Raw genomic sequence first — 14,455 nt, forward strand, 5'->3', positions numbered from 1 at the left:
ACCCAAAAAAATGAAAGTAACAATAGACGGTCAGTCGATAGAAGTAGAACCAGGAACAACCATCCTTCAAGCCGCTCGTATGATTGGTGGAGATGTAGTTCCGCCAGCGATGTGTTATTATTCGAAATTAAAAGGTAGCGGTGGTAAATGCCGTTGTTGTTTAGTAGAAGTATCCAAAGGTAGTGAAGCTGATCCAAGACCTATGCCAAAATTAATGGCATCTTGTGTAACGGGCTGCATGGATGGTATGGAAGTAAACAGCAAATCTTCTGAAAGAGTTACCGAAGCAAGAAAGGCAGTAACTGAATTTTTATTGATCAATCACCCTTTAGATTGCCCAATTTGCGATCAAGCAGGAGAATGTGATTTGCAAAACTTAAGCTTCGAACACGGAAAATCACAAACGCGTTATATCGAAGAAAAAAGAACATTTGAACCTGAAAATATTGGTCCAAATATTCAACTGCATATGAACCGTTGTATTTTGTGCCAAAGATGTGTACAAGTTGCGGATCAACTAACAGACAATCGTGTTCACGGTGTATTAGACAGAGGTGATCATGCTAATATTTCTACTTGTATTTCAAAAGCTATCGACAATGAATTCTCAGGCAACATGATTGATGTATGTCCTGTTGGAGCATTGACCGACAAAACCTTCCGTTTCAAATCGAGAGTTTGGTTTAACAAACCTTTTAATGCACACAGAGAATGTACTACTCCTGGATGTTGTGGCAACACTACTGTTTGGATGTTTGGAGGTGAAATTCAACGTGTAACAGGAAGAAAAGATGAATATCACGAAGTAGAGGAATTCATTTGTAACACTTGTCGTTTTGACAAAAAAGACGTTAGTGACTGGGTAATTGAAGGACCTAGAGTTTTTGAAAAAGACTCTGTAATCAATCAAAACAATTACACGAAAACAGAAAAAGTAATCATCAATACCGAAGAGAAAATCCTTTTGGGAAGACCTCAAGACCGTAAAAAAATCAGCATGGCTGAGATTGATTACAACGAAAAAATTGATGGCAACCTAATAGATTCGAACAAAAATGGATAGTGTTTTTATTATTGAAAAAAGCGTTGTAATCGTAGTTGTATTTGCAATTACCATGTTGGTCGCAATGTATTCTACATGGGCCGAGAGAAAAGTAGCTGCATTTTTGCAAGACAGAGTAGGTCCAAACCGTGCGGGATGGGGTGGTTTATTTCAACCGCTTGCCGATGGTTTGAAATTGTTTGCCAAAGAAGAATTTGAACCAGATACTCCTAATAGATTTTTATTCTTTGTAGGACCTGGAATTGCCATGGGTACAGCCTTAATGACTAGTGCTGTTATACCATGGGGGGATCGTTTACATCTTTTTGGAAAAGACATCTTGCTACAAGCTACAGATATCAACATCGGATTATTATACTTTTTTGGAGTAGTTTCTATTGGAGTTTATGGGATTATGATTGGAGGTTGGGCTTCAAACAATAAATTCTCTTTGATGGGAGCGGTTCGTGCGGCTTCGCAAATGGTTTCTTATGAAGTAGCCATGGGATTATCCATGATTGCTTTGTTAATGATGACTGGAACCTTGAGTTTAAGAGAAATTTCTGCACAACAAGCTGGAATGAACTGGAATGTATTTTACCAACCTTTATCATTTTTAATCTTTTTGATTTGTGCTTTTGCTGAAAGTAACCGTACGCCTTTTGACTTACCAGAATGTGAGAGTGAATTGATTGGTGGATACCACACGGAATATTCTTCCATGAAAATGGGATTCTATTTATTTGCGGAATATGCTAATATGTTTATTTCTTCCACTATTTTATCTGTATTATTCTTTGGTGGTTACAACTATCCTGGAATGGATTATGCAGTGGAAAACTGGGGGTAAATATTGGTAACCTTATTGGTGTAGCCGTATTGTTTATGAAAATATTTAGTTTTATCTTTTTCTACATGTGGGTAAGATGGACGATACCAAGATTTAGATACGATCAATTGATGCATTTGGGATGGAGAATCTTAATTCCACTTTCCATCATCAATATCATCATTACTGGAATTGTTATTTTAAGAGCAGATATTGCTGCTTATTTAGGATTCTAAAATTCACAATATGGCAGCATCTCGAATTACAATAATATTATTATTAGCATATTCATATGCATTCTGTCAAATTAAAAGTGATCTAGATATAGACAAACTTAAAGGTAAAGTTAAATCTTTAAAAACAATATTTTTTTCTTACAATGTAAATCATAAGGAGGGAATGTTTTTGGAAAAAACTTCTACTGATAGTGTTAATTATGACAAAAATGGAAAAATAGCAAGAAAACCAACTAACATATTCAAAAAAAAAGCTAAAAACAATAAAGAACTTGATCCTCCATCACCACAATATGAAAAAGGTAAAGTCTATGACAAAAATGGTAATGTGATAGAATATAATTCGATTGATTCTTATGGTAATTTAGGATATGTTGTAAAATACAAATACAATAATTTGAACTATGAAATTGAAAGTATCTCTTATAATTCAAATGGAAATTTAATTGAAAAATGGGATTCAAAATACGAATTAGATAAATACCAAAATTGGACAAAAAGAATGATTTATGTAAATGAAAATTTTAAATATATCATTGAAAGAAAGATAAAATATTATTAATGTTGTTTACAATATAATCTTGAAGAAACCAAATCGATATCTCAAGTTATAAAAGTAAATTATTTTACAGAATAGTTTTGAATTAAAAATCTTGTAGTCGTAATTTGCGGCCACAGATAAAAGATATTAAAATGAGCAAGGAATTAATAATTACAGAAGAATTTATAATGAGTAAAATATTACTCATTAGGGATCAAAAAGTAATGATTGATTCTGATTTAGCCGCTCTTTATGGAGTAACAACAAAGCGACTCAATGAACAGGTAAAAAGGAATATAAAACGTTTCCCTAATAATTTCATGTTCCAATTGACTGCTATTGAAAAAGAGCAGGTGGTCGCAAATTGCGACCACCTCAATAAATTAAAGTTTTCATCAACTTTGCCTTATGTTTTTACTGAACATGGAACAATGATGTTGGGAAATGTTTTAAATTCAGATAGAGCTATTGAATTTAGTATAAAAATAGTAGAGGCTTTTGTTAAAATGAGAGAATTTTTGACTCAAAATTTAAGTGTTAAATTAGAAATTGAAAAAATAAAACAGAAGATTATCAATCACGATAAAAACATAGAACTAGTCTTTTCGTACTTGGATGAGTTGATGGATAATCAAGAAAATAGAGCGGAACGAACAAAAATAGGTTATAAAAAATAAAAACGAATACCCTAGCCCTGATAATAGCGGCATCCTTTTATTTTTTCTTTCAAAAAATAAAAGATACAGCGAAAAGCAGGATTAGCTTTAAATAAAAAACAAAAAATGTCAATAGAAACTATATCATTATCGGGTAGAAAAAAGATGGTCTCTAACAAAGAGATGACCTTTTTGGAACGCTTGTATCTTGTAGCGATTGTAAAGGGTTTATTTATAACCATCCAACACTTTTTTAAGAAAAAAGCAACGATTCATTACCCAGAACAAGTGCGAACCATGAGTCCAATTTATCGCGGACAACATATGTTAAAACGCGATGAAGAAGGAAGAGAAAACTGTACCGCTTGTGGATTGTGTGCTTTATCTTGCCCTGCCGAAGCCATTACGATGAAAGCAGCAGAGCGTAAAGCTGACGAAAAACATTTGTACCGCGAGGAAAAATATGCCGAGATTTATGAAATCAATATGTTGCGTTGTATTTTTTGTGGTTTATGTGAAGAAGCTTGTCCAAAAGACGCGATTTATTTGACGCTTTCTAAAGAATTGGTTCCAGCAAGCTACACCAGAGAAGACTTCATTTTTGGTAAAGATAAATTAGTAATGCCTTTGGAAATGGCTATTAAAAATACTCAACTTAAAAACGCTAACTAATGTCTACAGTACTTATTGTTTTTTGCCTGTTAGGCTTTATCACTTTAGCCAGTGCTTTTTTAACGGTTTTTAGCCGAAATCCAATACATAGTGCCATTTACTTGGTGATTTGTTTCTTTACTATTGCGGGTCATTATTTATTATTGAATGCGCAATTCTTGGCCATCGTTCATATCATCGTTTACTCCGGTGCGATTATGATCTTGTTTTTGTTTACCATCATGTTGATGAACTTAAATAAAGAAGATGAAGTACACAAACCTAGAATTACTCGTTTGGGTGCTATCGTTTCGTTTTGCTTGGTATGTTTGGTTTTGATTGCCATTTTTACCAATTCAAAACCTATTGTTGGTGAATATGTGGCTACGGGTGAGGATTTTCAATCCATCAACGTATTGGGTAAAGTGTTACTAAATGAATATATGGTGCCGTTTGAATTTGCTTCGATCTTGCTTTTGACAGCGATGATTGGAACGGTGCTTTTGTCTAAAAAAGAAAAAATAGAAAAGTAAGATGAATAATATTTTAAACCAGATTGGTATCGAAAATTACATCTTCTTGAGTGTCATCCTTTTTTGTATTGGCATTTTTGGAGTATTGTACAGAAGAAATGCCATCATTGTTTTCATGTCGATTGAGATCATGTTGAATGCAGTAAATTTACTTTTTGTTGCCTTTTCGACTTACCATCAGGATGCACAAGGACAAGTTTTTGTGTTTTTCTCCATGGCGGTTGCCGCGGCTGAAGTTGCAGTTGGACTAGCCATATTAGTTTCTATTTTTAGAAATTTAGGCGCTATTACTATTGATAATTTAAAAAACTTAAAAGGATAAATGGAAATGAATACCAACATAGCATTAATTTTAGTTCTTGCTCCTTTAGTAGGCTTTTTAATCAACGTATTTTTTGGAAAAAATTTAGGAAAAACAGTATCGGGAGCTATTGGTACGTTGACAGTACTAGTTTCATTTATCGCTACCTTTTACTTTTTTGGAGCTGTGAATGGTTCAAAAGAAAGCATTCAGGTTTCGTTATTCGAATGGATACAAATTGGCACTTTCAAAGTAGATTTAGGCTTTTTGATCGATCAACTTTCAGTATTATGGTTGCTTTTTGTAACAGGTATTGGATCTTTGATTCACTTATACTCTATTAGCTACATGCACGACGATGAAAATATGCATAAGTTTTTTGCGTATTTGAATTTATTTGTGTTCTTCATGATCACTTTGGTCTTAGGAAGTAATTTATTGGTTTTATTTATTGGATGGGAAGGCGTAGGACTTTGTTCTTACCTATTGATTGGATTTTGGTACAAAAACCAAGAATACAACGATGCGGCTAAGAAAGCCTTTATCATGAATAGAATTGGTGACTTAGGTCTTTTAATCGGGATTTTTATATTAGGAAGACAATTCAACACTTTAGACTATACTACATTAAAAACAGTTATTGCGAGTGCTTCAGAAATCAACATTTATGCGTTATCAGTAGCCGCTTTTGCATTATTTATTGGAGCTTGTGGTAAATCAGCACAAATTCCGTTGTACACTTGGTTACCTGATGCGATGGCTGGACCAACACCAGTTTCTGCGTTAATACACGCGGCTACCATGGTTACCGCTGGTATTTTTATGATCACCCGTTTGAACTTCGTGTTTGATTTGGCTCCAGACGTACAAAATATTATTGCTATCGTTGGTGCTGTTACTTCTTTGGTAGCTGCAACCATCGGATTGGCTCAAAATGACATCAAAAAAGTACTGGCTTATTCTACAGTTTCTCAATTAGGATTAATGTTTTTAGCCTTAGGATTGGGTGCTTATGAAGTTGCCGTGTTCCACGTAATCACACACGCTTTCTTTAAAGCTTGTTTGTTCTTGGGTTCAGGTTCTGTGATCCATGCCTTACATGGAGAACAAGATATGCGTAATATGGGTGGATTGAGAAAAGTAATGCCAATCACTTTTATTACCATGCTAGTGTCTTCTTTGGCCATATCAGGTGTACCGTTGTTCTCAGGATTCTTCTCAAAAGATGAAATTTTGCTTACAGCTTTCCACCATAATATTCCTTTGTGGATTATTGCTTCTGTAGCTTCTATTATGACGGCTTTTTATATGTTCCGATTGATGTTTTTGACTTTCTTCCAAGATTTTAGAGGAACGGCAGAACAAAAACATCATTTGCACGAAAGCCCTGCACTAATTACTGTACCATTAATCATTTTGGCGATTTTGGCAACGATTGGTGGGCTTATCAGTTTACCAGGTAACAGTTGGTTGAATCACTATTTGATTCCAATTGTACCCAAATTAGCGACTGCCGAACATCATTTAGGTTCAACAGAATATATGTTGATGGCTCTTGCCGTAGTTGGAGGATTAGTTGGGATTGCCATTGCTTATTTTAAATACGTTAAAAATAATACTGTACCACCTGCAGATAGCGAAATTACAGGCTTCACAAAAGTGGTTTACAACAAATATTATGTTGATGAATTATACGATACTTTATTTGTAAAAACGACCAATACTTTATCTTCTTTCTTTAGAGATTATATTGAAACTGGTCTTTCAAGTTTCGTATTTGGATTTGGAAAAGTAACGAACGAAATTGGACACTATGGTAGAAAAATTCAAAACGGAAGTATTGGTTTATACCTTTTTGCTTTTGTTTTGGGACTATGCGCCATCATTTCCTTTTTATTTTTAGCACAATAATACACCCTACTATGAACGTATCACTTATATTACTATTACTTTTAATTGGAGCTTTGGTCACCTACTTATCAGGAGACAAGTTGGCTTCAAAAATAGCTATGTTGTTTGGACTAGTTACTTTTGGGGTTTCTATTGTACTTTTAAATCATTACAATGCTGGCGAAAACATCAGCTTTTTGGCCAATTGGATTACACAACCTAAAGTATCTTTTGCATTAAAAGCTGACGGTCTTTCTTTAGCAATGCTTTTGTTAACGACAGCTTTAACGCCAATCATCATTTATTCTTCTTTTGGAAATGATCTAAAAAATGCTAAAACTTTTTATGCGTTAGTTTTATTCATGGCATTTGCTATGGTAGGTACATTTTTAGCATCAGACGGACTTTTGTACTATATTTTCTGGGAATTGGCTTTGATTCCAATTTACTTTATTGCCTTAGTTTGGGGTAATGGTGATGTGGAAGAACGCAAAAAAGCAGTAGTTAAATTCTTTATCTACACTTTAGCAGGTTCTTTATTCATGTTGGTTGCTTTTGTTTATATGTACCAACAAGCGGGAAGCTTCATGATAGAAGATTTGTACAAATTAAACTTAACGCCTTCTGAACAAAAATGGATTTTCTTGGCTTTCTTTGCCGCCTATGCTATCAAAATTCCATTAATTCCTTTTCACACTTGGCAAGCGAATGTATACCAAAAAGCACCAACCGTTGGAACAATGTTACTTTCAGGTATTATGCTAAAAATGGGATTGTACAGTGTGATTCGTTGGCAATTGCCTTTGGGAAGAATTGCAGCTAAAGAATACATGCCGATATTTATTGCCATAGGAATTGCAGGAGTTATTTACGGATCGATTGTAGCGTTACGACAAAAAGACCTTAAGAAATTATTGGCCTACTCTTCTCTAGCACACGTTGGTTTAATCGCCGCTGGCGCCTATACTTTAACAATTGATGGGTTAAGAGGTGCCGTTCTACAAATGATTGCTCACGGATTTGTAGTCGTAGGTTTATTCTTTGCTGCTGAAATTATTTACAGAAGATACGAAACAAGAACGATTGCTGACATGGGAGGTATTCGTGCTTTGGCGCCAAAATTCACTTCATTATTTATGATCTTAGTGTTGGCCTCTGTAGCGTTACCAACCACTTTTAACTTTGTTGGAGAATTTACGGTATTGTACAGTTTATCGCAAATCAATATTTGGTTTGCAATACTTGGCGGGACTACCATCATTCTTGGTGCCTATTACATGCTTAAAATGTTTCAATATGTAATGTTAGGTGAAACGAACGCGAAACCATTTGCAGCATTGTCAACTAGCGAAATCATCACTTTACTTGTTATTGTAGCAGTATTGTTCTTTTTTGGATTGTATCCAAAACCCATTACAGACTTAATCACACCAAGTCTTGAAGAAATTTTAACACAAATCAATCGAATCAATTAGTCAAATAGAAAATGAATACATTAATAGCTATAATAGGATTAGGTGTTTTATGCCTTTTATTTGAAATTCTTGATTTCAGAAAAGGAATTATTCCTGCAACCATCCTTGGATTACTTGGCGTTTTGGGGCTAACAGTGGCCGATTACAATATGCCTGCTTCTTTTTATAATAATATGATTTCGGTAACGAATTTTTCAGTTACTTTTTCAAGTTTATTTATCGTGCTTACCATCTTTTTGGTAGCCTTGAGTCATAACTTTTATGAAAAGCATCAATCTAAATTATCGGATTTTATTGCGATAAAAATATTTTTACTAGCTGGAGCAGTTGCTATGGTTTCTTTCGGAAACTTAGCCATGTTCTTTTTAGGAATCGAAGTATTATCGATTGCTTTATACATCCTGGCAGCAAGCAGACGTTTGGATTTAAAAAGTAATGAAGCTGGGATGAAGTATTTCTTGATGGGCTCTTTTGCCTCTGGAATTATTCTTTTTGGAATTTGTTTGGTGTACGGCGCCATGGGAAGCTTTGATGTAGCTGAAATCAGTGAAATGTCTAAATCGGCAGAATTACCTATTTGGTTCCCCATTGGCATTGTGCTTTTAACCATTGGAATGTTATTCAAAGTAGCGGCAGTTCCGTTTCATTTTTGGGCTCCTGACGTATACGAAGGTGCGCCTGCAATGACTACTGCCACAATGAGTACTTTGGCAAAAGTGGTAGCAATGGCCACTTTGTTTAAATTACTGAGTGTTTTAAATGCCGATTTGAATTATAATTTCCAAATGGTCATTGTAATTGTTTCTATTGCATCCATGACTGTAGGTAACATCATGGCATTAAAACAAAGCAACGTCAAAAGAATGTTGGCCTTCTCTGGTATTTCTCATGCAGGATTTATGCTAATGACCTTACTAAGCATCGGCACTTCAGCTGGAAGTTTATTATATTATGCTACGGCTTATGCTATAGCAGGTATAGGAGCCTTTAGCGTATTACTTTATGTATGTAAAAACAAAAACAACGAGGATATTGCCAACTTCCACGGATTAGGAAAAACACATCCTTTATTAGCCGCAGTACTCACTGGATCTCTTTTATCCATGGCAGGTATTCCAATTTTCTCAGGATTTTTTGCCAAAATGGCTTTATTCAGTGAAACCATTCAAGCAGGTTATCTAGTAGTAGTGATATTTGCTGTAATCAACTCTATCATCAGTGTGGGCTATTATTTCAAATTAATACTAGCCATGTATACTAAAGAATCTAATGAATCTAGAACAGGAACTCCAATATTAATCTATATTGTTGCCACTGTTGCTTTATTATTAAACATCGCATTAGGATTATTCCCATCGCTAGTAATGGACTTAATCTAAAAAAATACAACTATATTCAACCGCCTTAAATTCATATTTAAGGCGGTTTTTTTTTAGTATATTTCACCCCTCAAAAATCAAAAAAATGACAAAGCCAATCAACATACAAATTTGGTCTGATATTATGTGCCCCTTTTGCTACATCGGAAAACGAAGACTAGAATCAGCCATCGCACAATTCGAATATAAAAATGCCGTAACTATCGAGTGGAAAAGTTTCCAATTAGACGCTAACTTCGTTGCCACGAAAGAAGATAGTTTGGTGGAACATTTAGCAGAAAAATACAGAAAAGATACAGATTGGGCACAACAGATGCTAGATGATATGACACAGAATGCTAAAAACGTTGGTCTGGATTTTCACTTTGAAAAAGCTAAAATGGCGAATTCCTATAATGCGCATCGTTTATTGCATTTGGCCAAAGAGAAAGAAGTCGCTGATTCGTTAAAAGAGTTGTTATTCAAAGCCTATCTTACCGACGGATTGGACATCAACAACATTGCCGTACTAACTTCTTTAGGGAAAGAAGTTGGACTGGAAGAGAAAAGTATACACTCAGTTTTTTCTTCAGATAGGTTTGGTGATGCCGTTAGAAAAGACCAACTAGAAGCACAAGCCATAGGCGTGCAAGGAGTTCCATTTTTTGTTTTGAATAATAAATATGCCGTTTCAGGAGCGCAATATCCAGAAACTTTTTTGAATGCCTTGAAACAAATTTGGGAAGAAGTAGAAAACACTAGCATCAACAAAGAAGCAGATAATTCTTGTTGTGGCATAGACGGATGCAATTAAAAGCCAATGGATATAAAAGATAAAACAATCCGCTGGGGAATTATTGGTTGCGGGAATGTAACCGAAATTAAAAGTGGCCCCGCCTATCAAAAAACAGAAGGATTTACCATCGGAGCTGTGATGCGCCGTAATGAAGAAAAAGCGGCTGATTATGCCAAAAGACACGGCATAGCCAAATACTACACCGATGCTGATGCCCTAATCAACGACCCTGAAATAGACGCGGTTTATATCGCAACGCCACCAGATGTACACAAATATTATGGTCTAAAAGTAGCCGAAGCCGGAAAACCCTGTTGCATAGAAAAACCATTGGCTCCTAACTATAAAGATTGTGTTGCCATCACTGAAGCATTTGCTGCTAAAAACATTCCTTTATTTGTTGCCTATTACAGACGTACTTTGCCAAGATTTGAGCAAATAAAAGAATGGATAAACAGTCATAAAATTGGCACCATTAGACACCTTCATTGGCATTTGAGCAAACCCACCTCAGCACAAGACATTTCTGGAGATTACAATTGGAGAACCGATAGTAAGATAGCTACAGGAGGATATTTTGATGATTTGGCCAGTCACGGATTGGATTTGTTTGTGCACTATTTTGGAACCATAACAAATGTTTCGGGAATTAGTCTCAACCAACAAGGGTTATACACCGCAAAAGATGCTGCAACAGCTTGCTGGCTCCATCAATCAGGTATAACTGGAAGTGGTTGTTGGAATTTTGGCACTTTAAAACGAGAAGACAAAGTTACTATTTATGGCAGCGAGGGTACTATTTCTTTTTCGATTTTTGAAAACGACCCTATTCTACTCACAACATCAGAAGGCACAACAGCACACGAAATAGCACACCCTGAAAACATTCAACTGTATCATGTGCAACAAATGAGAGAGCACTTATTAGGTCGTTCACAACATCCCTCAACGGGAGCAACAGCTACTCATACCAACTGGGTTATGGATCAAATTGTTGGAAATGAATTATAAAAAAATCATTTTTTGAGTATTTTTATATCGCTCTAATCCTATCTATTAACCAAACTAACCACAATGGCAAAAGTAAACGGATCAAAAATGCCAACCTCAAGAAAAAAGGCCTTTGAAACACTCAACATCAACCCCAACAAAAGAGCAATTTTATGCTTAGATGGTGGCGGTATGAGAGGAATTTTAACCCTTCAACTGCTCAAAAAATTAGAAGAAACCGCTGGTATTCCTTGTTTTGAATTGTTTGATATGGTTTCAGGAACTTCTACTGGAGGCATCATCGCGGGACTCATAGCTTCTGGCTATACCGCAGCAGCGATAGAAGAGAAATACAGTACATTAATCGAAGAAGTATTTGACAAAAAACCTTTGGGAGACCGTTTTGTAAATCCGCCAAAATACCTAAAAGGCAATTACCGAAAGTTACTTTTCGAAGAAATTCAAAACACTACCCTAGCCGAAAGTTGTGCCAAAACCGATATTGATTTGATGATTACGGCGCACGATATGACCGCTTCTGAAGAGACTTTTTTTAGTTGTTTCAAGCAAAAAGACGGTAGCTTTTATGGCACCTACAAAGATGTATTACTCCGTGCCGTACTCGAAGCCACTATGAGTGCTCCTACTTATTTCAATCCACTTGAACGTTTTGTAGATGGTGGAACGACTACCTACAACAATCCTGTTCTTGCCGGATTTATGGAAGCCATTTCCTATAGCTTTCCCAAAGGCAAAGAAGAAGATTCTGCTTATGATATCACCAAATTATGCATTTTCAGTTTTGGCACCGGAATCTCCAGACAGTTTGTACAACCCGATGCAACTCTCAAAATCAAGGGGCTAGATATTAAGTTTTGGCTGGAATGGCTTATGACACAAATGGGTCAAGATTCCAGCGCTATGCAAGTAAACACCTTACGCTCTCCAATAATTAATAAAATCATCGATTTTCGCCGATTCCAAATTTCATTAGACCCTCTCTCTATCAAAAAAATACCGAATACCGACGGATTGGACCCCAAAAAATATCCTTCAAAATGGTTGCACGATGTAGATTATTCCATCTTGAACTCAATTGATATGGCCGATATTAATCGTTTTGATTTGATGCAAGTCATTGGTCAACAAATGGCCGAATACATCATCCAAAAAGGCGGCGCTTTTCAGAAAGATTTGGTCGACAGCAACAACAACGACGCTTTGGTGACTACGTTTGGCGACATCGAAAGGATTCAAAAACAAATGAGCGACCCCAATTGGTTGGATAATTTTCACGCCTAAAAGGAGTGGTTGTAACTTATCAACAGCCACAAAAAATTAACTATCGTTAGCTACTTACGGCAGTTCGAATGCTGTAAATTTGCGCTATGTATGCTTTAGTCGATTGTAATAATTTCTATGCTTCTTGTGAACGTGTTTTTCAGCCGAAACTCAACGGGAAACCGGTTGCGATATTATCCAACAACGATGGCTGTGTGATTTCTAGAAGTAATGAAGCCAAAGCAGTTGGCATTCCTATGGGCGCACCTGCCTTTCAAATCAAAGACCTAATTAAAGAAAAAGAAGTCGCTATTTTTTCCTCCAATTATCCGTTATATGGCGATTTGAGTAATCGAGTGATGACTATCTTGAATCAGTTCACCCCGAACATAGAAATTTACAGTATAGACGAAGCCTTCCTGAATTTTGATGGGCTTTCGGTTGAGGACTACCACGGCTACGGACTCCAAATGAAAACTCGAGTACAAAAATGGGTAGGGATTCCGGTTTGCATTGGCTTTGCCGAAACCAAAGCGCTAACTAAAGTCGCCAATAAAATTGCTAAAAAATTTCAAGATCGCACCCAAGGTGTCTATGTTATTGACTCTGAAGAAAAACGCATCAAAGCCCTAAAATGGACCAAGATTGAAGACGTTTGGGGCATAGGCTATCGCACGACCAAAAAAGCCAAACTGCGCAACATACAAACCGCGCTGGATTTTATACAACCCCAACACGAAGCTTGGATTAAGAAAGAAATGGGCGTTATTGGCCTTAGATTAAAACAAGAATTAGAAGGTAACTCAGTACTAGATTTAGAACCTGTTGTGCTTCAAAAAAAGAGTATTGCCACTACAAGAAGCTTTCCAAAACAAATCGCGGAATTTGATTTACTTAGAGAACGCCTCGCAACTTTTGCCGCAGTTTGTGCCGAAAAATTACGCAAACAACATTCGTGTTGCCATACCATCATCGTGATGTTGGTCATTGACAAACATTCGGTTACTAGCTCAAAATACTATTTCAATAAAGCCATAACATTACCTTATGCAAGTAATTCAACCTTAACAATTTCGAATGCTGCCATCTCTTTACTGAAAGAACTGCACCAAGGCAACGAAGGCATTAAATTCAAAAAAGCAGGGGTAATCGTGACCGAGCTGATTGACGAGAACAAGAAACAACTGCATTTATTCGAAGAAGAAAACCCAAAACATTTGGCTTTGATGCAAACCATCGACCAACTGAATCGTAAAATTGGAATGACGAAAGTCAAATTAGCTACACAAAATCTGAGTCTGACTTGGAATATGAATCAAAACCATTTGTCACCAAAATACACCACAAAGTTTAAAGAAATACTCGAAATACAATGTCTGTAAACCCAAAACAAAAGCTCACTTTCTTCCGTCCAGACTTCGAAAGTGAACTTCGAATACCGTATATCAATGAGGGCGTTTCGGCAGGATTTCCTTCGCCGGCAGGTGATTTTATGGAAACCAACATTGATTTGAATAAAGAATTGAGCGAAAATCCGTTGGCTACATTTTACATCAAAGTCAAAGGCAATTCTATGATTGATGCTGGTATCAATGACAAAGATGTACTGGTCGTCGACCGAAGTTTGGAACCCAAAAACAACAAAATTGCGATTTGTTGTATTGATGGTGAATTTACCGTAAAACGCATTCAAGTCGAGAAAGATTGTATGTATTTACTCCCCGAAAACCCAAGTTACAAACCCATTTTAGTTACTGAAGAAAACCAATTAATCATTTGGGGAATGGTAACTTATGTGATTAAAAAAGTGTAATCTAAAGTATATTTCATTGAAATCAACTTTAACACAACAATAAAATCCATATTTTTTGAAAAA

At 36.0% G+C, this 14,455-nt stretch carries 14 protein-coding genes and 1 pseudogene; all 15 read left to right on the forward strand.

All coding sequences use genetic code 11. The features are described 5' to 3' along the window. Positions 1–10: 10 nt before the first annotated feature. Entirely contained in the window at positions 11–1,063 is a 1,053-nt protein-coding gene (locus BXU11_RS00625; protein WP_024979883.1) for a 2Fe-2S iron-sulfur cluster-binding protein, read from the forward strand. Further along, a pseudogene (gene nuoH, locus BXU11_RS00630) lies at positions 1,056–2,107 on the forward strand (NADH-quinone oxidoreductase subunit NuoH). The gene BXU11_RS00625 and the pseudogene nuoH overlap by 8 nt, the downstream one beginning before the upstream one ends. Positions 2,108–2,117: 10 nt before the next feature. Beyond that, positions 2,118–2,669: a hypothetical protein gene (locus BXU11_RS00635; protein ID WP_139363419.1), complete on the forward strand. Its 552-nt coding sequence runs from the start codon at positions 2,118–2,120 to the stop codon at positions 2,667–2,669. Between the two features lie 131 nt (positions 2,670–2,800). After that, positions 2,801–3,325: an ORF6N domain-containing protein gene (locus BXU11_RS00640; protein ID WP_078210633.1), complete on the forward strand. Its 525-nt coding sequence runs from the start codon at positions 2,801–2,803 to the stop codon at positions 3,323–3,325. Positions 3,326–3,430: 105 nt separating this feature from the next. Beyond that, positions 3,431–3,976 carry an NADH-quinone oxidoreductase subunit I gene (locus tag BXU11_RS00645; RefSeq protein ID WP_024979881.1) on the forward strand — a complete coding sequence of 182 codons (546 nt, stop codon included), beginning with the start codon at positions 3,431–3,433 and terminating at the stop codon, positions 3,974–3,976. Next, positions 3,976–4,488 carry an NADH-quinone oxidoreductase subunit J gene (locus BXU11_RS00650; RefSeq protein ID WP_078210634.1) on the forward strand — a complete coding sequence of 171 codons (513 nt, stop codon included), beginning with the start codon at positions 3,976–3,978 and terminating at the stop codon, positions 4,486–4,488. The genes BXU11_RS00645 and BXU11_RS00650 overlap by 1 nt, the downstream gene beginning before the upstream one ends. A 1-nt stretch (position 4,489) precedes the next feature. After that, entirely contained in the window at positions 4,490–4,810 is a 321-nt protein-coding gene (gene nuoK / locus BXU11_RS00655; RefSeq protein ID WP_024979879.1) for an NADH-quinone oxidoreductase subunit NuoK, read from the forward strand. 6 nt (positions 4,811–4,816) lie between these two features. Further along, positions 4,817–6,700, forward strand: a complete 1,884-nt coding sequence (gene nuoL, locus BXU11_RS00660; protein WP_078211996.1) for an NADH-quinone oxidoreductase subunit L — start codon at positions 4,817–4,819, stop codon at positions 6,698–6,700. Between the two features lie 11 nt (positions 6,701–6,711). Then, positions 6,712–8,154, forward strand: coding sequence for a NuoM family protein (locus BXU11_RS00665; protein WP_078210635.1), 1,443 nt, complete (start codon positions 6,712–6,714; stop codon positions 8,152–8,154). Positions 8,155–8,165: 11 nt separating this feature from the next. Next, positions 8,166–9,533 carry an NADH-quinone oxidoreductase subunit N gene (locus BXU11_RS00670; protein WP_078210636.1) on the forward strand — a complete coding sequence of 456 codons (1,368 nt, stop codon included), beginning with the start codon at positions 8,166–8,168 and terminating at the stop codon, positions 9,531–9,533. 85 nt (positions 9,534–9,618) lie between these two features. After that, positions 9,619–10,326: a DsbA family protein gene (locus BXU11_RS00675; protein ID WP_078210637.1), complete on the forward strand. Its 708-nt coding sequence runs from the start codon at positions 9,619–9,621 to the stop codon at positions 10,324–10,326. A gap of 6 nt (positions 10,327–10,332) precedes the next feature. Further along, on the forward strand, positions 10,333–11,319 hold the full coding sequence (locus BXU11_RS00680; protein ID WP_078210638.1) for a Gfo/Idh/MocA family protein: 987 nt from the start codon (positions 10,333–10,335) through the stop codon (positions 11,317–11,319). A gap of 63 nt (positions 11,320–11,382) precedes the next feature. Then, a complete protein-coding gene (locus BXU11_RS00685) occupies positions 11,383–12,600 on the forward strand; it encodes a patatin-like phospholipase family protein (protein WP_078210639.1) in 1,218 nt (405 codons plus the stop codon). An 86-nt stretch (positions 12,601–12,686) separates the two neighbouring features. Then, positions 12,687–13,961: a Y-family DNA polymerase gene (locus BXU11_RS00690; RefSeq protein ID WP_078210640.1), complete on the forward strand. Its 1,275-nt coding sequence runs from the start codon at positions 12,687–12,689 to the stop codon at positions 13,959–13,961. Next, positions 13,952–14,392 carry a LexA family transcriptional regulator gene (locus BXU11_RS00695; RefSeq protein ID WP_078210641.1) on the forward strand — a complete coding sequence of 147 codons (441 nt, stop codon included), beginning with the start codon at positions 13,952–13,954 and terminating at the stop codon, positions 14,390–14,392. Before BXU11_RS00690 ends, BXU11_RS00695 begins: the two co-directional genes overlap by 10 nt. Positions 14,393–14,455 lie beyond the last annotated feature (63 nt).

Origin of the sequence: Flavobacterium sp. LM5 (assembly GCF_002017945.1) — a bacterium.
GTDB lineage: Bacteria > Bacteroidota > Bacteroidia > Flavobacteriales > Flavobacteriaceae > Flavobacterium > Flavobacterium succinicans.